Here is a 21,509-nt window from a genome sequence, read left to right as displayed (position 1 = left end):
GCCACGGCAACCCAAACCGCGGTTGCCGCACAGTCATGTGAACGCATGATCATGATCTTCAGAACGTCGCCTTGGCGGTCAGCAGGAAGCTGCGGCCCGGCTCGTAAAGCGGTCTGACGGTTCCAAATTCCTGACCGTAGGTGGCGCGATCGGAATAGGTCTCGTCGAAGATGTTCTGGACCTCGGCGCGGAAGGTGAAGTTTGGCAGAGCCTCGGGCTTCCATTCGGCAAAGGCATTCACCACCTCATAAGCCTTGTAGGCCGGCGCGCCGCCGGCGACATGGTCATATTCCGGGGCGATCTGGATATCGCCGCCGATGGTCAGGCCCCAGTCGACGAAAGTGTGAGCCGCCGTGATGGTGATGATGTCGCCAACCGGCGTGGCCAGATAGTTGCCGGTATCGGAGTCGGCGGGAACGCCGTCGATATCCACTCGAATATGGGCGTATTTGACCTTGACGTAACCGCTCGCCCACTCATAGCCAGCGCCGAGTTCGAAACCTTGTGAAACCATGTCACGTTCGATGGTGGCGCCTGTCGCGGGCGGGCTGTAGCGCACCGCACGCGCGTTGTAGATGTCGGTCCGGAAAAGGCTGGTTTCTGCCGTGAACCCTTCATGTTTCGCCTCGAGCCCAACCATGTAGTTGTTGGCGGTGACCGGTTCCGGCCCGTCGGTGCCATAGGTCCAGGCCGGGTTCATGACGAAGTTTTCTGCCAGAGGAATGCCGGCCCAGACATGCGAGAAGCCTGCCTTGGCAGTCAGGAAATCGGTGAGGTCGTATTCGCCGGAGATATTGGCGCTAAGCCCGCCATTATCGTAGTCCTGCCCACCAACGCCGGTGAACCACTGATGATCCGCGCGGCCGCCGAACGAAAGGCGAGTGCGATCCCACGGCTCTAGCCGAGCTTGGGCATAGAAGCCGACATTGCGCGCCTTTTCCTTCGACGAATCGACATCGGCGTCCAGATCGGCGATGTCGGAATAGAAGTCGACGCCTGCGACGACATTACCGATATCGAATGAGAACTTGTTCTCGAACTTGCCGTTGAAGCTGGTCGTATTACCGGTGGCGTCGTAAAGATAGCCCAGAGAGTTATAGACCGGCACGGTAACTTCCGAACCGCTATAGGCAAGCACCACTCTCGGATCCCACCAGCCCTCGGGTGACGTGTCCGTATAGGTGAAGACGAAGTTCTGGCGGTCGATCTCGTAATTGCGTGTCAGCGGTTCCCATGGCGGCCGCACGATATGGCCGGCATTGGCGCGGTAGGGGCGCAGCCCGTCGTCGCGGCTGCGGTCGTAGCTGATTTCGAAGCGATCGCCGCTATCCGCTTCATAGGCGAGTTTGCCGAGGCCGGAGAGCAGATCGGTTTCCGTGCCAGATACTTCTCTGCCATTGCCGCCGACGAAGTCATCGCCCTTGGCGAAATTGAAATAGCCGAGGAATTCAAATCCTTCGTGAACCCCGTAGGTGCCAAGTCCGGTCGTGACGGTATCGCTGTTGAAATTATAGGTGGAGGTGACGAGGCCGCCGAAGGATTTGCCCGGCGCGAGCAGATCGATCGCGTCCTTGGTCTCGTAGTTGATCGAGCCGGCGAGCGCGCCGGGACCGGCGTCGGCCGGCGCGATACCTGCATCCACGTCCACTGCCTTCAGCAGGCTCGGGTCGACCAGGTTGGTCGCGTTGTGGTGGAAGACCTTGTTGTTCTGGCGCGCACCGTCGATGCTGACGGCGAGATTGGTTTCCTCGACCCCATGGACATAGACTTTCTGCGACATGGGGAGCGAGCTGCCCACCTGTATGCCGGCCTGCGCCCGGAACACGTCCGCAAGGTCGGTGGGGTTGATGCGTTCGAGCTGCTCAGGGCCGATGACGGTTTCGCCGACATCGCCCTCGGCACCCGGCTGCCCCTGAAGGACAATTGGCCTCAGCGTCGTGGCTCCTTCGGCCGGCATATCGCCGGAGGCACTCGCGGGAGCGCCGATGACGGCCGTGCCGTTGGCGATCTTGTAGTTCACGCCTGTCCCCGCGAGCATGCGGGCGAGCGCCTGATCCGGGGTAAGATTGCCGCTGACGGCCTGCGCGGTGACGCCGCGGGAAGTCGAGGCAGCCAGCGTCACCTGAAGGCCGGATTGGCGGCCGAAGGCATTGAGGGCCGAGGCAAGCGGCTGAGCCGGGATATTGAAGCTGCGCGTCGCCGTCTGGGCGAAAGCCGGGGAGGCAAAGATCGCACTCCCGCCGATCGCGGCTGCGGCGACCGTTGTCATCAAGCTCCATGCGAAAGCATTCCGCTTGCCCTTTGCCCCCACGCCACGCACTACGCCACTCACCGGCAAAATCATCCGCCCCGTCTCCTGCTACACTGTGTTCGCCAAGGCCCCCCGGCCTGCGCTTCAGGGTAGAGACGACTGCGCCCGGCGCTTTTTTCACCGCGTCGCAAAAATTTTCAGGAAACTTTAACGGCCTAAAAAAGTGCAAGCACCCTGAGATAGGGCGAAACGTGGTGCACCCTGCCGCCATAGGGCTGGATCAGCGCTTCGAGCGCCCGGTCTGGGTCGGAGAGATCGTAAAGGCCGGTGACGCGCCGATTGGCGAGATCGCTGCTCGGGATGCTGATCCACGCGGAGTGATAGCGCTGCAGCTCCTCGACCACCGAGGCGACCGTCACATCGTTGACGAAAAGGCGCCCGCTTCGCCAGCCCGCCATGTCTTCCGGCGCCAGCCTTGCTCGCGACACCTGGCCATCGGTGCGGCTGACGGTCACGGAATCGCCGGGAGAAAGCTCGAAGGTGCGCGCCGCGCCATCGACCGTCAGGCCAACCACCCCGCGAACCAGTTCCACCGTCGTATTTTCGGGCTTGATATGGACGTCGAATGCCGTGCCGAGCACGGTGACCTTAACGCCGGCGGCGGTGACGGTAAAGGGCCGCGCCGGATCGTGCTTGACGTCGAAGAAAGCTTCGCCGGAAAGCAGCGTCACATGCCGTGCGCCGTTGGCGAAATCCGCATCGATCGCGCTTTCGGCGCCGAGTTCGACCGCGCTGCCGTCCTCGAGCATGATCTTGCGCAGTTCGGCAGTTGCCGTCCTGAAATCTGCCTGGTAGCGAATGAAGAGGGAGGGGCCGGCCAACGCCAGCACAAGACAGGCCGCCAGCGCCGTGCCCACACCCCAGACGCGCCGTCGGTGGCGAGCGGCAAGCATTTTTGCTTGGCCGGCCGGCCGCCAGAGGTCTTCGTGGATGGGCGTCGTCTCGCCCATCAGTTCCCAGGTCTTGCAGGCTTTCGTCCAGGCATCGCGATTTGCGGGCGACCGGTTGAACCAGAGACCGAAATCGCGCTCGTCGGCGGCTGTACGATGTGGTTCGCGCAGGCGCAGGAACCAGTCCATCGCCTCTTCCAGAATGCCCTCGTCCGTTTTGTCGTGCCCTGCCAAGTCTCAACCTGCTTCGGATGTCTTGCGATCTCTATCCGAAATTCCCCTTCTTGCGTAGGAACGATTGACTGGTCCGGATTTTTCGCATGCGTAGAGATAATCAGGCGTTTTTCCTGTCGAGCGCGGTGGCGATCTTGACCATGGCGGTCCGCACATGGCGGTGGGCGGTGGCGACGGAGATGCCCAGGTGATCAGCCACGCCTTCCAGCGTATGGCCACCGAACCGGTACATTTCCACCGCAATCCGGATCTCGCTTGGAAGCGCATCGAGTGCCGCCGCCGCGACGCGCACCTCGTCGCTGAACATCACCGTCTGTTCCGGGTTGTCGGCCGCCTGTGGAATGGTCCAGAAAGGCGGGTCTTCGGCGTGGCCGCGATATTCGATCTTGCGGCGCTTCAGGACATCGAAGGAGAGATTGCGGACGATGCGATAGAGATAGGCAAGCCCCTGGCGCGCCGATTCGCCGGGCGTTTTCCCCGGCGCGAAACGCAGGTAGGCTTCCTGCACGATGTCCTCGGCGGCCTCCCGGGAGCCCAGGATCCGAGCGGCATAATCGACCAGCGCCGAGCGGTGGGCGAGATAGAGGCTGTGACGGCTTTCAGCTTCCAGGGTCATGGGGTCAGAGTATTTGAGCTCGTCTAATATGCTGACCCAGCGCTCGCCACGACATGCAACGGATGGGCCGATGATATGAATGACAGGGTTGGAATACCTATCATGCGACGCCTATCTATCATCAAAAACTTGAATGCAATAGTCATATTATGACGGCAGCGGCAAAGGCTTGAATTGCCTTGCTGCCGCCAGCCCCGCACTCGTCGCGATACCTCGCGAAGGAAGCTGGGGAGAGATATTTCCCGCTCTATCCGGCGACCCTTCTGAGCGTCGGGGCGGTGAGTGGCACATTTTGCTCACACCAGTCGGAAAAGACCTCGCCAAGCCTGTCCTTCAGCTTCCGTTCCAGCCGGTCGGCCTCGTCGAGGCGCTCGAAGACTGCGCCGGCCTGGTTCCTCTCGCCGGTTTGGCTGAGCTTCATGCAGGCGTAGTGCAGGTTCTTCAGCGATTGAACGAGCGCTTCGATCTCCTCGCACCAGGTCTCGAATTCGGCGGAAGGCAGTTTCAGGGCGCGCCAGAAGAAAGCGAAGCCGTGCTCATAGGCATATTTGCGGATGGTGATCACCGGCAGTTCGCGGACCGCCGATGCCAGGTCCGCCAGTTGCATCCCGTCGCGGCCCTCGATATGGGCAGTGACGATGCCGCGTACGGCATCGGACAGCGGATTGCGGTTTGCCACGAAGCAGGCCTCGAAATAATCCCTGAGGTCTTCCGGTATCGGATTGCGTGCCTGCGCGTTGTCGAAGACATAACCGCCGCCGACCGTCGGCTGCATGATCGCGTGGATCACTTTTTCCCGCTCGAACTCGCCTTCCCATCGGTAGTCGGGATCATGCACGAACCATTTGTCCGGATCCGCGGTCTTCCGTAGCATCAGGTAATGCGGGAAGGGGTTCTGGTTGAATTTGTTCTCGCGCTCGGGAAGGTGGAACATGTCGAGCATGACCATGACCGAGCCGGTCTCCGGACGGTTGTCGACGAGATCGAAAAGCGTGGCAAGGTTTTCGCTCTTTGATTTTTCCGGATCATACCACTCTCGAACCTGGACCCGGTAAAGCCGCTGGAACCAGTCGCGGAAGAAGTCCTGGGTAATCTCCGGCGAATGATAGAGGAGCTGGAAGTTTGGGCTGACGGTGAATCTCGCATCCCAGACCCCGAAATAGAAAGGCCGCTGGTCAAGCCCCTGCCGTTTCAGGCCGTCGCAGACGCAGCTGACGAAGCAATGCACCTTGATGTCGTAATAGGCCTCGCCATGGACGCCTTCATCCGCTGTCCCGCCGGTCATCGGGAATGACGGAACGGTGGCTTTCGGCACATAGAGCGCGATGAGATCCGCAACCGTCTCGAGTTCCTGCCGTGCGATCGCCTCTTCGGGCATGGCAAGGCCATATTCCAGTTCGAGGTTGAGGAAGATCTGCAGGATCAACACGGAATCAAGATAGAGATCCTCGTTGAGGCGCGCTTCCGGTGTGAAGCCGCGCATATGCGGATGGGCCATGTGCTCGGAAAGCACGGTCTGCACGGCTTCGAGAATATCTTCGCGCGTCATGAGGCAACTCCTGCTTCGGGACCTGAGAATTCGCCGGCCGCATGGCGGGCCGCGACCTCGCGGCGGCTGATCTTGCCGTTCGCCTGGCGGGGGATTTCGGCGACCTGGACCATTTCCATCGGCAACTGGTGGCTGGCGAGATGGCGGCTGCACCATGCGCGGATGTCCTGCGGTGCCACCGGCTGATTGGCGCTGTAGAGCAAGGCCACGCGTTCGCCGGCAAAACGATCGCTCCTGCGGAAGGCGACGGCGTCGGTGATACCAGGCACCGCCATCACTGCGTCCTCCACGTCACCGGGATAGACGTTGAGCCCCGACACGTTGATCATGTCGTCCATGCGCGACACGAAGACCAGCATGCCGTCCGCGCGCCGGTAGCCGAGGTCGCGGGTGTGGATTGCCGTGCCGCCATCGCTGCGGACGACGATCTCCCCGGTATCCTCAGGGCTCGTTCCGGTCTCGGCCACCAGATGCGGCAGGACGAAACCCATGTCCCCGGCGGCGCGCATGTCCGGGTTGATAGCGATGCAGCCGGATTCGGAGCAGCCATATTGCTGGAAGAGATGTTCGCTCCTTGCACGGATCTGCACGAACCACGGATCGGGCAGCAGCGTGCCGGAGGTCATCGCCGCATGGAGCTTTTCCCCCTCGGGCAAAAGCCGCGAGAGCGTATGGAGGATCGCCGGAGAGGAATAGAGAAGCGGCCGCTCGGTCTCGCGCAGCACTTTCAGGAGATATTTCGGGTTGGCGGTTTCGACGATGACGGGGACCTGGCCGCGTTTGAGAGCAACGAGAATGCCGCAGATCAGCCCGTAGGAATGGGTGGTCGGGCAGGCGATGACCGGTGTCATGCCTTCGGGCTCGCGGAAGGTTGCGACATAACTTTCGACCTCCCGGTCGATTTCGTCCCAGGGCCGGGCGATGCACTTTGCTGCTCCCGTCGTTCCCGAACTCATATGCAGCAGTCGGCCAGGTTTTGGCGCCTCTTGCCTCGCGTCGAGCACGTCGGCCGTCGGGCTGTTGTAGAAAAGCCGGTCGCAGTTGGCGGTGATCGCCAGCTTCCGGGCGGCGGCATAGGGCGTACCGGGATGGATCGGCAGAACGCTGGCGCCGGCCTTGCGGATGGCGAAGAACAGGGACAGCCATTGCGTCGTCTCGCTAAAGCAGACCGCGTAGCGTCCGCTGTCGTTGTCAGCAAGGCCAATCTGCGCGGCGATGCGTCGCGATGTTTCATCGAAATAGGCGTGATCGTAGAGCTGTCCATCGATCTGGATCATGGCTTTCTCCTTCGTTCAGACGTCCTGGCGGCCAAGGCGTTCGGCACCGCGTGGTGATATTCCGGCTTCAGCGCGAGGAGCTTTCGGGTGATCAGGGATTCGGTGAGGATGCGCGCCCGGTCATGCCCCAGCAGCGATTGCCGGTGCTGCATGTCCCGCTCTTGCGCATAGCCGGCGAGCAGACTTTCGACCCGCTGCCAGAAGCGGAATTCCGGAAATCCGTAACAGACATCGAGAAGATGCGAGATCTCCGCCAGGTTGAACACGAAGAGCGTGTCCGTCACCAGTTCCCGCAGGGAATCGAGATTGTCCGTCCAGTAATACTGATCCGGTTCCGCATGGCGGTAGAGCGGGTTCAGCGAAGCGAAATCCGGGGCTTTTTCCGGTTCGCGCAAGAAATCTGGCGCAAATTCCACGCTCTCGTGGAAATCGCGCAGGATAAGCCGCACCGGCCAGCCGTCCCGGTGGACGAGCAGCATATTCTGGCCGTGGGCTTCAACCGCGATACCGTGGGCGACAAGGAGGTGCCAGACCGGCAGGACGGCAACCTCCAGAAGCCGGTTCATCCATGGCATGAGGCCGAAACGCCCGATCCACTCATCCGCAAAGGGCTTGCCGTCCGCTTCGATCATCATCAGGGCATTGAACGGGATGATTGCTTCACCGGGCGACAGCGTCGCCTCGGCATTCTCCCGCCAGATCGCACCCAGCTGACCGGCCAACGGGCCACCGGCATCGGCGATGAGCCCGGCATATTCCTGCAGGACGGTGAGGGGAAATTCCCGGCCAAAAAGCGGGTCGTCCTGGACGATGCCGGCGATCCAGGCGGACAGGGCCGGCGCCGTGCAGACCGAATGCGGCTCAAGCGTCCTGCGAGACGACGTGTTGATGATGTTGAGCGGCAGCTTGATGCTTGCCGCGAGCGACCGGTCGATATTGAACAGGGATCGGACCGATTGGCTCGCCACGTAACGATCGCCCGCGGGGCCGAGGTAATGCGCCTCGCCCGCGGCGATCCAACCCGCGCCCATGGTTTCGCCAAGGTCCTTCCATTGCCACGGGTGGAGCGGCACCAGGCCAAAATCCCCGGCCGACAAGCCGAGCTGTTTCCGCCTCGCCTCCAGTCCTGTCCACGTCTCGTCGCCGAGTTCGGCACGCCAGAAGGCGTCGCTCCCGCCCGGAAGCGACTGGCCGAGGTGTTTTTGCGCGACGAGCAGCCAGACGAGCTGGAATGCCTGCCCGGCTTCCGGTCCGTAGGCGGCATGATCGGCAAACGAAAATCCGGTTCTGGCTCTGTAACACGGATGGTACGGATGCCCTTCGTCGATAGCACCTTCCAATTCAACAAAGGAGAGGGCGCGGCGGGTCTTCAGGGGCAGATTTTGGTGGTTCCATTCGGAAAAGGCGATCGTCTGCTCCAACTCGCCGAGCAGCTTGCCGCGCGTGATGCCGGTACCGGGCAATGACGGGATGATCGCGCCGAGCAAGGCGCTTTCCCAATGGCCGTCCGGGGCCTGCATCTCCATTGAGCCCTTCGCGATGCGGGCGCGTCCGAACGGGCCGATCGTGCCGCAGCACCGGAATTCCCGGCCACCGAGCGTCCACTGAAATTGCGTCGCACCGTCACAGGCGCTTTGGCTCGCCTCGATAACGCCCTCGAACAGCAGTGCCGCCACGAGCTGGCGAATGACGCGGTCGCGCGGTTCTCCCGCGGCTTCAAGAGGCAAAGGCATGGCCGGTCCTCGATGCTGCAAGCGCGAGCGGAACCCTCAGCGGGTTGGGGATCGGCCGATACAGGGAATGCGCGCCGCTCGACTGCAACTCGTCGACGTCGAAAAGGCGGGTCGTGAGATTGGCCTTCGACGTGATCGTCGGCAGATCGAGAATGTGCCTCGCAAAATCCCGGCCGGCGCCTGACATCGTCTCCGCGCAGTGTTCCAGATGCGCCCGCAGGGCGATTAGAAGGACACCCTCGTCGCAAAGTCCGTCATGGCCCATCCGGCTGATGACGGAGAAGACCTGGTTGACAATCAGGTAATAGGCGAACCGGTCACGGATTTCTGCGTCCGCGAAATAGAGCGAGGCGATCGTTTCCGTTTCCGGCGCATGCCCGGCAAGCAGGCTGCGATACCGCTCCGAGAGATAGAAGCCCTGGTTGTCGCGATAGTAGCTGACGGCCGGATAACCCATGCCGATATCGAGGAGGGTGTTCTGCTGATGGGCTTCGAGTGCCACGCCGTAGTCGTCGTAGAGCCGGATCGATGGCTCGACGGCGCAGCCAAGATAACGCCGGAACCATGCGAGCGCGGTGTTTGAAATACCGTCGCCGCCTCTGGCTGCGAGCTTGCGGATAGTTCGCTCCAGTCTCGACAGGTCGCCGGGAAGCGGGTCGGCGGTAAGGGCGGCGACCGTCACGACGCCCTGCGCTCCAGCGCCCTTGAACGGATTTTCGCGCAGAATGACTTCGAAACCGCTATCCTCGCGACCCGGTATATCGAAGGTGACATAGGCGGGGTCCTGAATGATGCGGAAGTTTTTCGAACGCTCGGCAAAACCGATTCCACGTATCAGCTTTGCCATCGCTACTCCGGCTTCAAGCTCCGGCCGGCGATTGATGCGCACGGAATTGGTAATGCGCACGGGAAGCGAGAACTTCAACATCCAATCGGAATGCGAGCTGTAGACGGTGCGTACCGATGATGTCGCGGTAAAGAGAGACCCGGCCGGACCGAGATGGCGCAGGTGGCCGTCGCGCTGCATCGCCTGGATGCCCGGATCGAGAAGCAGCGCTTCGGTCTGCAGCGGATGCATGGGTATGAGGCACTCGTCCGGTTGGATACGGAGATCGGCTCCTGAGGCGCCAAGCGCGGAGCGGATGATTTCGTGTGCCTGCATCGCTCGCGCCGACGCCTCGCGGACATGTTCTGTCCTGGCGGCAAAATAGTGCAGCTGGAATTGTCCGCGCAGTTCCGGAGCGTATCGTTCCTGCTGCCAGAATGTCATGCCCTGCCGGCTCTTCGGCGTCGGATGCTGCCAGTGGCCGAAGACGAGCGATTGTTCCGCCTCGATGAAATGTCCCTCGTCCGGCGGCGCGGGAGAGGCCTTTTCGAGGTAGAGCGTCATCTGCTGGTAGCTGTCGAGAACACGCACCAGCAGCTCCAGTTCAAAGCTGCGCAGCGCATCGGTCCGGCTCTCCTCCATTTGCCGGTAGGCTTCCTGGAGGAGGAGATGCAGAGCCGACATCGGCTCGACCGCCCGCCAGGACGTATCGGACACGGCGCGCGTCCACAACCTGCCGAAATGCTGCGGACCGCAGACGGATGCGGAGACGATCTCTGCCCGCAGCAGGATCTGCTGCTGCGGCAGCGGCCATTCGATGGCATCGACCGTTCCGCTCATGCTGCGGTGGACAATCCGGGTACCGGAACTGACCTCCCGCAGATAGCAGTTCGCGAAACTCTGGAATGTAGCCGCTTCCGCGGTCTGCCTTGACGATTGCATATGTCTCCATCCCCATCGCGCACGCCGACGACCACGCAATGGCTTTCCGGTCGGCATCAGGCGGCCGGAGCCGACAGCCTGTGCCGGTCTTTAGCCGGGCCTGCGCCGACAGTGATCTGGTTGCTGCGGATGGTTTCTTTGGATTGCCGGCTGCGGCGTCGGGGCAGGGGGCTGTCTGACCTGTGGCATTACAGCAAGAAGAAGAGCCGCGCGTCTCGCATTGTCGCGATGCGACGGCTTCGTTTTGGTCTGCGGTGCCTGAAGCTGTGGTCTCATGGCGGCGAACCCGTTCCTGTCTTCCGTTTTTGCGCGCCTTGCTCTTGCTCTACAGGCGCTCCGCAACAAGGACGATCTGTACGCGCCTTTTTTTCATCGCTTTCAGAATTTTCGATCTGCGCCCGCAGGCCCAGTTTGGATGACTATCCTGTGGGCGACAAAATAGCGGGGCTTGCCTTACCAAAGTCCCTGGCTTGTGGTTGAATCAGCAAAGGGAGGAAACATGAAGATCACCAAGCTTGAAACTGTGCGCGTTGCAGAGCGCGCGAACCTGTTGTGGGTCCTTGTCCATACCGGCGAAGGGATTACCGGCCTCGGCGAAACCTTTTTCGGTGCCGAAACCGTGGAGAGCTATATCCACGAATACGTCGCTCCGCGGGTCATCGGCCGCGACCCGCTCCAGATCGACCTTTTGGCGCAGGAACTGGTCGGTTATGTCGGTTTTCGTTCCTCAGGCGCGGAAGTTCGGGGCAATTCGGCGTTCGATATCGCCCTCTGGGACATTTTCGGGAAGGTCACCAATCAACCCATCGCCCAACTGCTGGGAGGTTTCAGCCGCCGAGAAATCCGCACCTACAATACGTGCGCCGGCACGGAATATATCAAGAAGGCCACCGGGCAGGCGACAGCCAACTACGGTCTCGCCGGGGGCACCACCTATGACGACCTGAACGGGTTTCTGCATCGCGCCGACGAACTGGCCGAATCGCTTCTGGAAGAGGGCATCACGGCGATGAAGATCTGGCCGTTCGACGCGGCTGCGGAGAAGACGAAAGGCCAATATATCTCGATGCCTGATCTGAAGCTTGCGCTTCAGCCTTTCGAGAAGATCCGCAGGGCCGTCGGCGACAGGATGGATATCATGGTGGAGTTCCACTCCATGTGGCAACTCCTGCCGGCCATGCAGATCGCCAAGGCCCTGACGCCGTACCAGACCTTTTGGCACGAAGACCCGATCAAGATGGACAGCCTGTCGAGCCTGAAGCGCTACGCGGAAGTATCGCCGGCGCCGATCTCGGCCTCCGAGACGCTTGCGACCCGCTGGGGGTTTCGCGACTACCTGGAAACCGGCGTTGCAGGCATCGTCATGCTGGACATATCCTGGTGCGGAGGCCTCTCGGAGGCCCGCAAGATCGCGTCCATGGCGGAAGCCTGGCATCTGCCGGTCGCGCCGCATGATTGCACCGGCCCGGTCGTCCTCTGTGCCTCGACCCATTTGTCACTCAACGCACCGAATGCACTGGTGCAGGAAAGCGTGCGCGCGTTCTACAGGACGTGGTACCGGGATCTGGTAACGGCGCTCCCTGAGGTGAGCAACGGCATGATCACCGTGCCGCCAGGTCCGGGTCTTGGGCTGGAGCTCAACCCCGAGCTCGACCGCGCCTTCACCGTCAGCCGGCGAACGTCCGACGCCTCCATTCTCTAAGGTGCAGTTGAAATGAATATATCCTCGGCGACCGTGCTCAAGACCGCGAGCATGACCGGTCCGATGCTGATGCTCCTCGGCATGCTGATGTTTGCCCTCAACGATGCCATGGGCAAGTGGCTCGTTGCAAACTATGGGCTCGGTCAGGTGGTCCTGATCCGCAGCCTTGCCGCACTGATCATCCTCGTGCCGATGGTCTGGAAAACAGGCTTTGGCACTCTGCTGACCGTCGAACGGCCCGGCATGCAGTTCTTCCGCGTGGCGTTTTCGACTGCCGAAGTGTTCTGCTTCTATTACGCGGTCATGTATCTGCCGCTCGCCGACGTCATGACCTATTGGCTGGCGGCGCCGATCTATGTTGCGGCGTGCTCGCCCTTCCTGCTCGGCGAAAAGGTCGGCTGGCGGCGCTGGACGGCAATCGCCGTCGGCTTCGTCGGTGTCATCATCACGCTCGAACCTTCGAGCGCCATGTTCAGCGCGCCGGCAGTCATTTCGATCGTCGGCAGCGCCGCCTTTGCCTTCATGCTGATCTCCGGGCGTTTCCTGCGCGGCACGCCGGATAGTGCGCTGGTCTTCTTCCAGGTCATGGGCGCCGGTGCTGCGGGCCTTGCCTTTGCCCCCGTGGACTGGTCACCGATAACATCGGGCCGCGACCTTCTTCTGCTCGGGCTGCTCGGGATCGTCGCCATGGCAGCCCATATGCTGGTCAACCGCGCCCTCAAGATCTCCGATGCAGCGACTGTCGCGCCGCTTCAATATACGCTGCTGCTCTGGGCCGTGATCTTCGGCTGGATGTTTTTCGGCGACGTGCCGCGCTTAGGCATGATGGCAGGGGCAGCCCTGATCGTCGCTTCGGGCCTGTTCATCTTTATCCGAGAGCAGATGCTCAAGAAGCGCCAGAGCGTGCTTCCCGCCATTCCCGAATAGCGAAAGCCCGCGATCACTCGCGGGCTCCCAGGATATTTCCTGTCGAGCGAAGCTTCGGCTTATTTCTTGCGGATCTCGGTCAGCTTGGCGATCATGCCGTCAACCACATCGGCGCCGATCGTCGCCTTGTGCTTCTCATAGACGACCTTCGACTTCTCGCGGATTCGCGTCTGCTCTTCAGCCGAGAGTTCATTGACCTTCAGGCCTGCCGCCTTGATCTTTTCCAACGACTTCTGGTTCAGCTCACGCAGAACCTTGCGTTCGATGTCGCGGCCGATCGCGGCGCATTCCTTCAGGGCCGCCTGCTCGTCCTTCGTGTAGGTGTCGAAGATCGCCTTCGAGAACAGGAAAAGGAACGGCGTGTAGGCGTGGTTGGTCGCCGTCACGTATTTCTGCACTTCGTAGAACTTCGAGGTGTCGATCGTCACGTAAGGATTTTCCTGGGCGTCAATCGCCTTGGTTTCGAGCGCCGAAAAGACTTCGCCGAAAGCCATCGGAGTGGCATTGGCGCCGAGGTTCTGGAAGGTATCCAGGAAGATGTTGTTCTGCATGACGCGAACCTTCATCCCGGAGAAGTCTTCCCACTTGGTGACGGGCCGGACGGAGTTGGAGAGGTTGCGGAAGCCGTTCTCCCAATAGGCGAGATTGACCAGGCCGGCTGCTTCCAGCTTCTTGTTCATCATTTGGCCGTAGTCGCCGTCGAGCACGGCATCGGCCTCCTGCGGGGTCGCGAACAGGAACGGAAGGTCGAACACGCCGAGCGCGGGGACGATGCCGACGAGCGGCGAAGACGATGATATGACCGCTTCCTGAACGCCGGAGCGCAAGGCCTGTGTCGCCTGCAGGTCGCCACCCAGCGCACCGCCCCAGAAGGCGGTAATCTTCATCTTGCCGCCCGATTTCTGCTGAAGGCATTCATCGACCGCCTTCAAGCCGTTACCAACCGGATGATCCTGGTTGATGCCGTTGGAAACGCGGATGTTCCTTGAATTGTACTCGGCAAAGGCGGGCGCTGCCGCTGAGCAGGCGAAGGCGATTGCAGTCGTCGTAAGGAGCAGTTTTCTCATTTTATCCTCCCATGGATGTTGAGTGAGATTGGGCCTTAATGCAGCCACCGCGCGGGCACGATGACCAGATCCGGAAACAGGACCAGAAGGAAAAGCACGATCGTCTGTGCGAGCAGGAACGGCCACACGCCGGTGGTCACTTTTCCAAGCGGAATGCGGGCAACGCCGCTGATAACGTTCAAAACCACGCCGACCGGTGGGGTGATCAGGCCGATGGAGTTGTTCATGATGAACATGACCCCGAAATAGACCGGATCGATGCCGGCCTGTTTGATGATCGGCATCAGGACAGGCGTCAGGATCAGGATCGTCGGCGTCAGGTCGAGGGCAGTGCCGACCACGAGAACCAGGATCATGATGACGAACATCAGCAGCATCGGGCGGTCGATGAGAGGCTCGATATAGCCGGCGATCTCCGCCGGGATGTTTGCCGCCGTGATTAGCCAGGACGAAACGAGGGCCGCAGCGACCAGGAACATGATCACCGACGTGGTCTTGGCCGCCTGCAGGATGACACGCGGCAATTGGCTCGGCTTCAGCTCCCGATAGATGACCATGCCGACGAAGAGCGCATAGGCAGCCGCGACCACCGCAGCTTCGGTCGGCGTCATGATGCCGGCCTTGATGCCGCCAAGAATGATGACCGGCATGCCGAGCGCCCATGCCGCTCTGCCGGTCGCACGAAGGCGCTCGCTCATCGGCGCCTTCGGCAGCGGCTGGACATTGTCCTTCCGTACGACGATCAGCCACGCGATGACTAGCGAGATGCCCATCAGCAATCCGGGAAAGATGCCGGCCATGAAAAGCTGGGTAATCGAGACGTTCGCGGCGACGCCGAAGACGATGAAGGCCATCGACGGCGGGATGACCGGCGCGATGATGCCGCCCGCGGCGATGAGGCCGCCGGAGCGCGGAACGTTATAGCCGGCCTTGGCCATCATCGGGATGAGGATTGCAGCAAGCGCGGCCGTGTCGGCAGCCGCCGAGCCCGAGATGCTCGACATGATGATGGCGGCCATGATCGCAACGATCCCGAGACCGCCGCGAATATGGCCGACGCAGGCAATCGCGAAGTCGATGATGCGGCGCGAGAGCCCGCCCGAGTTCATCAGCTCGCCGGCCAGAATGAAGAAGGGGATCGCAAGCAGGGTGAACGTATCGGCGCCCGCGATCATGTTCTGGGCGATGATCTGGGTATTGAACATTCCCATGTACCACATGAGAACGACACCGCAGAACATCAGCGAGAAAGCGACCGGCACGCCGATGGCCATGGCGCCGAGCAGAGATCCGATGAAGACGACAAGGGTCATCAGGTACGCTCCGCCATCTGTTCGATCGTCAGGTTTTCGCCCGCAAAGGCGGCTATTTCCTCGTCGGTCACCCGGCCGGTCACGTAGCGGACCAGGCGTGCAAGCGCGATGACGGACATTCCTCCGCCGGTGAACAGGCCGATACCGTAGACCCAAATCATCGAAAGTCCGGTCACCGGAGCGCTCATGCTGGCGTTGATGTCGAACTGTTTCCAGGTGCCCCAGAAGAAGATCGCGGAGCAGAGCAGGATGATCAGGTTGGACAAGATCATCAAGACGACGCGCCCCTTGCGTCCAAAGAACACCACCACCGTCTCGACGCCAAGATGCCCGTGCTCACGGAAGGCGACGACAGCGCCGATGAAGGTGAGCCAGACGAAGAAATAGCGCGACAGCTCTTCTGAAACGGTCAGGCCGGAGTTGAAGGCATAACGAAGAATGACGTTGGTAAATACCATGATCGCCATGGCTGCAAGCAGCACGATCAGCAGTATTTCCAGCGCTTTAAAAAAGAGATCGGTCGCCTTTTGCATGTTCCCCTCCCGAATTCCTATAGAAGCCCAGGCCGGGCGAGGTTTTTGGTCGTCGCCGGCAACCCGAAATTCCGCTTGGGGCATTTACCCCGATGATCCGCGTTGTCGACCCAGCGCTCAAACCGGAGGCTGAAGATCTCGACCCGGTCTCTTGTCTCCTGTGCGATCAGCCTCTCCTCCGTCGCCGGGCTAGGCACCTCTCCCGTGCCCACCCATTGTCAGGATGTCTGACAACTCTCCACCAGTGGTATTTCTAAAGAGAGTTTTACTCGCTGTCCAGCGGCGCATGACCGCTTTCAGGAAATCTCCTGGATCGATCCAATGGGCGAACGACTGGAAGCTCAATAAACTTTCAATTGAAGGTCGAGGCGACTGGCCGCACCGTGGAGATGATGGCGCATCGCCTCCCGGGCGCGGATAGGATCGCGGCTTGCAAGGGCGTCGCGGATCGCGACATGTTCCGCGATCGTCACTTCGACGATCTCGGTCAATACGGCTGCCTCCCGGGCCGTATTGATCGCCAGGTGAATTCGCTCCGCGATAAAACCGAGGAATAGCAGAAAGTATTCGTTATGCGTGGAAGCGGCGATCTGGCGATGAAAGGCAAGGTCGGCCAGGACGCCTTTCTCGGTCCACTTCTCTCCGCCCGTCATCTGTTCGAGCGCTTCGTCGAGTTTCATAAGGTCTTCGGCGGTGTGATTGGTGGCTGCGAGACCGGCCGCTTCGATCTCAAGGGGCAACCGGAGCTGAAACAGGCTTTGAAAACTCGCGTGGTCGGCAAGATTGCCCTGTTCGATGCGAATCGACTGCCTGTGCTCAAAATCGGTGGCGAATGCTCCGACACCCTGCCGGGTCTCGACCAGACCCTCATTGCGGAGCTGCGCGATCGCTTCGCGAACGACCGACCGGCTGACGCCAAAAGTCTTTGCCAGAATGTGCTCCGTCGGCAGTTTCTCGCCGGGCACGATCCGGCCCTCGCTGATCTCGCGTCCGATCTGCGACGCGATCCGTGAGGGCAGATGTTCGTTCCGTCTGATCTGGCTGAAGTCCATTACCACGGCGTCGGCCCTCCCTTGTGACGCTCTTCTATGACTTCCGGGCAAAATTCAACTGGCAACCCGGGTTCATCACCATGTCGGGATCGATGGCATTCTTGATGGCCGTCAGCAGCCGGCGCTTGGTTTCCGGAAGGCGCGCATCGAAATCCGCCCGCTTAAGCCGGCCGATGCCGTGCTCGGCGCTGAGGCTTCCCTGGAAGCGGTCAAGCACGCGGTTCAGGATGGTCTTGGACTGGTAGATCCTTTCGAGCCGCTGTTCGTGAGGCAGGTCGATGGATGGCAGGACGTTGAGATGGACATTCCCATCGCCGACATGACCGTAGGAGACGCACACGCAGTCGGGCAATGCGTCGTGGATAGCCCTTTCGGCCTCGGCAACAAAGGAAGGCACTTTGGAAAGCGGAACCGAAACGTCGCTGCGCATATGGACCCCCCGTTTCGCCTGGCCTTCGTTCATTCCTTCCCGGATCAGCCACAGGTTTCGCGCCTGCGCCTGTGACGAGGCGATAGCGCCGTCGAGGACGATTTCGTCTTCCATGACGCCTTCGAGGAACCGCTGCATCAGGTCGGCGATATCGACGAGGCCAGAACCGGAAACCTCCATGAGAACATAGCAGGGATAATCGGCGGGCATTGGAATCGGCAGGTCCGGAATGGCTTCCCGGGCGAGTGTGAAGGCAAGGGGAGGCATGAATTCGAAGGCGGACATCAAATCGCTGCAGTCGCGCCGGGCACGGCGATAGAGGGTGATCGCGTCCTCCAACGAGGCGAGTCCGACAAGGGCGGTCGCCACCTGGTCGGGATTGGGCGTCAGCTTGATCGACACGGCGGTAACGATGCCGAGCGTGCCCTCGGCACCGATGAAGAGCTGCTTCAGGTCTATGCCGCGGTTGTCCTTCCTGAGCGTCGAGAGACCATCGAAAATCGTACCGTCCGGCAGGACGACCTCCAGGCCCAGCACCAGTTCGCGGGTCATCCCGTATCGAAGCACATTGATGCCGCCGGCATTGGTCGAGACGTTGCCGCCGATCCGGCAGCTTCCCTGCGCGCCGAGCGCCAACGGGAAGAACATTCCCTCTGCGGCGATCGCTTCTTTCAATTCCCAGAGGATGCAGCCCGCCTCGACCACGGCGGAGAAGTCGTCGCCATCGATCTTGCGGATGCGGCTCATGCGTTCCAGGCTGAGGACGACCTGACGCTCCGGCATATCCGGAATGCCGCCCAGCACGAGGCCTGTATTGCCTCCCTGGGGGACTATCGTAAGGCCTAGATCACGGCAACCTTTCACGCAAGCCACCACGTCGTCCGTCGATCGCGGCCTTAAAACGGCGACCGCAGAACCGGTCACGTCGCCGTGCCAGTCGCGACAGTATCGCGCCATTGAATCCGTATCGGTCAGGACCAGATCCTCTCCAAGCATCGATCGCAGGAGGAGGCGATGTTCCCCCATCGAGTCAGTCTGCAGGCTCGTCATTCTCAGTGGTTCCTTCGGATGATCCGTCCCCGGCTGGATAGTCTGGTTTGCCCCGCGCCTTGTCCCGGCGGGCAACTATCCTGTTTTCAAAGGAAGCATATAAGGTTATCAGACAACCGTACAATATAAATAATGGGCGTATCCGGGCAATCGTTCGCTTCGGGTCGAGATGGGAGGACGCATGCATATTCTGATCATAGGCGCGGCCGGCATGGTGGGCCGCAAACTGACGGCACGCCTCATCGCCGATGGCAGCGTTCTCGGCAAGCCGATCGACAAGCTGACCCTGGTCGATGTTGTGAAGCCCGATCACCCGGAGGGGTTTCCCGGAGCGTTGGCGACGAGCGACGCTGACCTGTCGATGCCGGGCGAGGCTGAGAAGCTCATCCGGTCACGCCCCGACGTGATCTTTCACCTCGCCGCGATCGTCTCGGCAGAGGCGGAGCTCGATTTCGAAAAGGGTTACCGGGTCAATCTTGATGGCACCCGCTACCTGTTCGATGCGATCCGCCTCGCGAACGGAGAAGGCGGCTACAAGCCGCGAATGGTCTTCACGTCCTCCATCGCTGTCGTTGGCGCCCCACTGCCGTTCCCCATACCCGATGATTTCCACCTGACGCCCCTTACCAGCTACGGCACCCAGAAGGCCATTTCGGAACTGCTTCTTTCGGACTACACCCGCCGCGGCTTCTTCGAGGGGATCGGCATCCGGCTGCCGACCGTGTGCATCAGGCCAGGCAAGCCCAACAAGGCCGCGTCGGGGTTCTTCTCGAATATTCTGCGCGAACCGCTGATCGGGCAGGAGGCGATTCTACCCGTGTCGGACGACGTGCGCCACTGGCACACTTCGCCTCGCTCGGCTGTCGGATACCTCGTCCATGCGGCGAATATGGATCTCGATCGGGTCGGCCCACATCGTAATCTTTCGATGCCGGGCGTCAGCGCAACCGTCGGCGAACAGATCGATGCGCTTCGCCGCGTGGCGGGCGAAAGGGCGGTAAACCTCATTCGTCGTGTGCCCGACGAGATGATCATGAGAATGGTCGCGGGCTGGGCACCTGGTTTCCAGGCAAAACGCGCTACTGCCCTTGGCTTTACCGCGGAGAAAAATTTCGACGAGATCATCCGCGTCCATATCGACGATGAGCTTGGAGGCCGCCTGTGATCGGAAGTCCGGGCGCAGACGGAAGGAGCTCGCTTTTAAGGCGAATGGCGGCCTTCGGTCGGATGTCGGCATGCCTCAGAGGCGGGACGCGGCATTTATATGCGGCGTTTGAACTTTAGCGATTTATTTCATTCTTCCCGCTTATGCTTCATCCGTAAATTTTTCCGGGCAGATCGGCAGTGCTCGAGGGAGTTATGCTTGGTGCGGAAGTGATGATCCTGCTGGAATCCTGTCCGCTCGCCGCGCTCATCGTGAACGCGGCGGGTTTCGTCACCTTTGCGAATGCCGAGGCAAGAGCACTTCTTGACGAACCTGACATGTTGTGCGGAACAGGTATCGCCGATCTCCTGCCTGGATGGCCGCTGGATAACCCCGAGGGTGCCTCGGTTCTCTTGAGCAACAGGGCAGGGGAAACCCGCAACTGCAACGTCAGGGTCTCGTCATGTCCCGGACCGGACGAACCGCTCACCGTGGTCTGGATCGAGGCCGCAGCGCAGGAAAGGGCCGCTGGGCTCGCCGCTCGGGAAGCCAATCTTCGCCTGCGATATGTCATCGAGATGTTGCCGCAGGCCGTCTGTGTCTTCGACGCCAAGGACCGTTACGTCCTCTGGAACCAGAAATACGCCGATCTCTATGCCGATATCGCCGAATACCTGATGCCCGGGATACCGTTCGAGGAGATTTTGAAGATCAGCCTTGCAGGCGGCAGCATTCAGGAGGTTGTGCCGGACCGGGACGTCTGGCTGAGCGAACGCATGGCGAAGTTTCGTCAGCCCGTATCGCAGGAGGAGCGGCAAATGAAGGACGGGCGATGGCTGCGCTACGACGACCGCCGCACGCCGGATGGCGGCGCTATCGGAATGCGCATAGACATTACCAGCCTCAAGCAAAGGGAGGAGTGGCTTCGACAATTGTTCGACGCAAACCCGATGCCGATGCTGCTCTGCGATGGCGACAGCCTTGCGATTCTTGAAGCCAATCATGCGGCGCTTCAGTTCTATGGCTACGAGCGATCGGTCATTCTTGCCAAGGCCGTTTTCGACATGCACGCCGAAGGCCAGGGCGAGGAGTTCGCCGCGAGGCTTCGCAACCTTGACGGTGACTGCGAAGCGCGCACGGTGTGGCGCCAGCGAACGGCGGAGGGGAGGGAACACCACGTTCTCATTTATGTCCGGTTGCTCTACGAGGGCGGCGGTCGGCGACTCCTGCTGACGATCGCCGATGTCAGCGATCGGGTGCTGGCGGAGGCCGAGGCCAACAGATTGGCGCATCATGACATTCTGACCGGCCTGCCGAACCGGATGCAATTCTACAAAGCTCTCGATGAGGCACTCAAGCCTGAAGCGAACGAGGGCGTTGTCACCGTCTATTGCCTCGATCTCGACGGCTTCAAGCCGGTCAATGACACATTCGGCCATGCCGCCGGTGACGAGGTCTTGAAGCTTACCGGAGAGCGATTGCGTTCGGCTGCAAGCGGACATCTGGTGGCACGCCTCGGCGGCGACGAATTCGCCATCCTCGTGAAAACCGAACATCAGGCGGATATCGGCCTTGCGGATCGATGCGTATCGGCCTTGAACGCACCTTTCCGGATCAAGGGATTGTCGATCAGCATCGGCGTCAGCATAGGAATAGCCGCCGCAAGTGTTGTCGCCGGTGACCGGGAAACGCTTGTCCAGGCCGCGGATCGTGCGCTTTATCGGGCAAAGTCGGCCGGCCGCAATACCTGGCGGATGGCGGAAGACGAAATTATGCCGTTGGCCGTCACGGCTCGCTGATGCGATGAATGTGTTTCAGCCTATTCGCCGAAAACTCGGCCTCGATAACAGAGAGCACGACGAATAAACGGCATTATCGTCGGGGCAGCGACCGATTGTCATTTTGCACTTATG

At 61.0% G+C, this 21,509-nt stretch carries 16 protein-coding genes; 4 read left to right on the top strand and 12 right to left on the bottom strand.

The features are described 5' to 3' along the window. Positions 1-58: 58 nt before the first annotated feature. From ACSQ8R_RS27255 to ACSQ8R_RS27225, 7 genes are all read right to left on the bottom strand, one after another. Positions 59-2,269, bottom strand: a complete 2,211-nt coding sequence (locus ACSQ8R_RS27255) for a TonB-dependent receptor domain-containing protein (protein WP_436256458.1) — start codon at positions 2,267-2,269, stop codon at positions 59-61. Positions 2,270-2,466: 197 nt separating this feature from the next. Further along, complete coding sequence (locus ACSQ8R_RS27250) at positions 2,467-3,435, bottom strand: FecR family protein (RefSeq protein ID WP_436256457.1); 969 nt, start codon at positions 3,433-3,435, stop codon at positions 2,467-2,469. A 100-nt stretch (positions 3,436-3,535) separates the two neighbouring features. After that, positions 3,536-4,051, bottom strand: coding sequence for a sigma-70 family RNA polymerase sigma factor (locus ACSQ8R_RS27245; protein ID WP_436256456.1), 516 nt, complete (start codon positions 4,049-4,051; stop codon positions 3,536-3,538). A 247-nt stretch (positions 4,052-4,298) separates the two neighbouring features. Then, complete coding sequence (locus ACSQ8R_RS27240; protein ID WP_436256455.1) at positions 4,299-5,600, bottom strand: DUF6005 family protein; 1,302 nt, start codon at positions 5,598-5,600, stop codon at positions 4,299-4,301. Then, positions 5,597-6,877, bottom strand: a complete 1,281-nt coding sequence (locus tag ACSQ8R_RS27235; RefSeq protein ID WP_436256454.1) for an AMP-binding protein — start codon at positions 6,875-6,877, stop codon at positions 5,597-5,599. The genes ACSQ8R_RS27240 and ACSQ8R_RS27235 overlap by 4 nt, the downstream gene beginning before the upstream one ends. After that, positions 6,874-8,610 carry an IucA/IucC family protein gene (locus ACSQ8R_RS27230; protein ID WP_436256453.1) on the bottom strand — a complete coding sequence of 579 codons (1,737 nt, stop codon included), beginning with the start codon at positions 8,608-8,610 and terminating at the stop codon, positions 6,874-6,876. Before ACSQ8R_RS27230 ends, ACSQ8R_RS27235 begins: the two co-directional genes overlap by 4 nt. Next, positions 8,594-10,378 (bottom strand): IucA/IucC family protein, encoded by a 1,785-nt coding sequence (locus tag ACSQ8R_RS27225; protein ID WP_436256452.1) that lies wholly within the window; start codon positions 10,376-10,378, stop codon positions 8,594-8,596. The genes ACSQ8R_RS27230 and ACSQ8R_RS27225 overlap by 17 nt, the downstream gene beginning before the upstream one ends. A gap of 499 nt (positions 10,379-10,877) precedes the next feature. Between ACSQ8R_RS27225 and ACSQ8R_RS27220 the strand changes: the two genes are divergently transcribed. Then, positions 10,878-12,080: a mandelate racemase/muconate lactonizing enzyme family protein gene (locus ACSQ8R_RS27220; RefSeq protein ID WP_436256451.1), complete on the top strand. Its 1,203-nt coding sequence runs from the start codon at positions 10,878-10,880 to the stop codon at positions 12,078-12,080. A 12-nt stretch (positions 12,081-12,092) separates the two neighbouring features. Next, positions 12,093-13,007 (top strand): DMT family transporter, encoded by a 915-nt coding sequence (locus ACSQ8R_RS27215; RefSeq protein WP_436256450.1) that lies wholly within the window; start codon positions 12,093-12,095, stop codon positions 13,005-13,007. A 59-nt stretch (positions 13,008-13,066) separates the two neighbouring features. Here ACSQ8R_RS27215 and ACSQ8R_RS27210 read toward each other — a convergent pair whose 3' ends face one another. The 5 genes from ACSQ8R_RS27210 to ACSQ8R_RS27190 form a co-directional block, all read right to left on the bottom strand. Beyond that, positions 13,067-14,074 carry a TRAP transporter substrate-binding protein gene (locus tag ACSQ8R_RS27210; RefSeq protein WP_436256449.1) on the bottom strand — a complete coding sequence of 336 codons (1,008 nt, stop codon included), beginning with the start codon at positions 14,072-14,074 and terminating at the stop codon, positions 13,067-13,069. A 35-nt stretch (positions 14,075-14,109) separates the two neighbouring features. Further along, positions 14,110-15,387, bottom strand: a complete 1,278-nt coding sequence (locus ACSQ8R_RS27205; protein WP_436256448.1) for a TRAP transporter large permease — start codon at positions 15,385-15,387, stop codon at positions 14,110-14,112. Then, complete coding sequence (locus ACSQ8R_RS27200; RefSeq protein ID WP_436256447.1) at positions 15,387-15,920, bottom strand: TRAP transporter small permease; 534 nt, start codon at positions 15,918-15,920, stop codon at positions 15,387-15,389. The genes ACSQ8R_RS27205 and ACSQ8R_RS27200 overlap by 1 nt, the downstream gene beginning before the upstream one ends. 341 nt (positions 15,921-16,261) lie before the next feature. Continuing rightward, positions 16,262-16,972 carry a FadR/GntR family transcriptional regulator gene (locus ACSQ8R_RS27195; protein WP_436257296.1) on the bottom strand — a complete coding sequence of 237 codons (711 nt, stop codon included), beginning with the start codon at positions 16,970-16,972 and terminating at the stop codon, positions 16,262-16,264. 34 nt (positions 16,973-17,006) lie between these two features. Beyond that, positions 17,007-18,452, bottom strand: coding sequence for an FAD-binding oxidoreductase (locus tag ACSQ8R_RS27190; protein WP_436256446.1), 1,446 nt, complete (start codon positions 18,450-18,452; stop codon positions 17,007-17,009). 181 nt (positions 18,453-18,633) lie between these two features. On the opposite strand from ACSQ8R_RS27190, the gene denD reads away from it, so the two are divergent. After that, a complete protein-coding gene (denD, locus tag ACSQ8R_RS27185) occupies positions 18,634-19,617 on the top strand; it encodes a D-erythronate dehydrogenase (RefSeq protein WP_436256445.1) in 984 nt (327 codons plus the stop codon). A gap of 194 nt (positions 19,618-19,811) precedes the next feature. Then, on the top strand, positions 19,812-21,395 hold the full coding sequence (locus ACSQ8R_RS27180) for a diguanylate cyclase domain-containing protein (RefSeq protein ID WP_436256444.1): 1,584 nt from the start codon (positions 19,812-19,814) through the stop codon (positions 21,393-21,395). Positions 21,396-21,509: the final 114 nt, after the last annotated feature.

Source organism: Neorhizobium sp. LjRoot104 (genome assembly GCF_964253725.1).
GTDB lineage: Bacteria > Pseudomonadota > Alphaproteobacteria > Rhizobiales > Rhizobiaceae > Neorhizobium.
This window is presented reverse-complemented; position numbering and strand designations above follow the sequence as displayed.

Bases quoted from the DNA above. Each gene is read 5' to 3' on its own strand.
- ACSQ8R_RS27255 (WP_436256458.1), bottom strand. From the start codon at position 2,269: ATGACAACGGTCGCCGCAGCCGCGATCGGCGGGAGTGCGATCTTTGCC.
- ACSQ8R_RS27245 (WP_436256456.1), bottom strand. From the start codon at position 4,051: ATGACCCTGGAAGCTGAAAGCCGTCACAGCCTCTATCTCGCCCACCGC.
- ACSQ8R_RS27240 (WP_436256455.1), bottom strand. From the start codon at position 5,600: ATGACGCGCGAAGATATTCTCGAAGCCGTGCAGACCGTGCTTTCCGAG.
- ACSQ8R_RS27235 (WP_436256454.1), bottom strand. From the start codon at position 6,877: ATGATCCAGATCGATGGACAGCTCTACGATCACGCCTATTTCGATGAA.
- ACSQ8R_RS27230 (WP_436256453.1), bottom strand. From the start codon at position 8,610: ATGCCTTTGCCTCTTGAAGCCGCGGGAGAACCGCGCGACCGCGTCATT.
- ACSQ8R_RS27225 (WP_436256452.1), bottom strand. From the start codon at position 10,378: ATGCAATCGTCAAGGCAGACCGCGGAAGCGGCTACATTCCAGAGTTTC.
- ACSQ8R_RS27220 (WP_436256451.1), top strand. From the start codon at position 10,878: ATGAAGATCACCAAGCTTGAAACTGTGCGCGTTGCAGAGCGCGCGAAC.
- ACSQ8R_RS27215 (WP_436256450.1), top strand. From the start codon at position 12,093: ATGAATATATCCTCGGCGACCGTGCTCAAGACCGCGAGCATGACCGGT.
- ACSQ8R_RS27210 (WP_436256449.1), bottom strand. From the start codon at position 14,074: ATGAGAAAACTGCTCCTTACGACGACTGCAATCGCCTTCGCCTGCTCA.
- ACSQ8R_RS27205 (WP_436256448.1), bottom strand. From the start codon at position 15,387: ATGACCCTTGTCGTCTTCATCGGATCTCTGCTCGGCGCCATGGCCATC.
- ACSQ8R_RS27200 (WP_436256447.1), bottom strand. From the start codon at position 15,920: ATGCAAAAGGCGACCGATCTCTTTTTTAAAGCGCTGGAAATACTGCTG.
- ACSQ8R_RS27195 (WP_436257296.1), bottom strand. From the start codon at position 16,972: ATGGACTTCAGCCAGATCAGACGGAACGAACATCTGCCCTCACGGATC.
- ACSQ8R_RS27190 (WP_436256446.1), bottom strand. From the start codon at position 18,452: ATGACGAGCCTGCAGACTGACTCGATGGGGGAACATCGCCTCCTCCTG.
- denD (WP_436256445.1), top strand. From the start codon at position 18,634: ATGCATATTCTGATCATAGGCGCGGCCGGCATGGTGGGCCGCAAACTG.
- ACSQ8R_RS27180 (WP_436256444.1), top strand. From the start codon at position 19,812: ATGCTTGGTGCGGAAGTGATGATCCTGCTGGAATCCTGTCCGCTCGCC.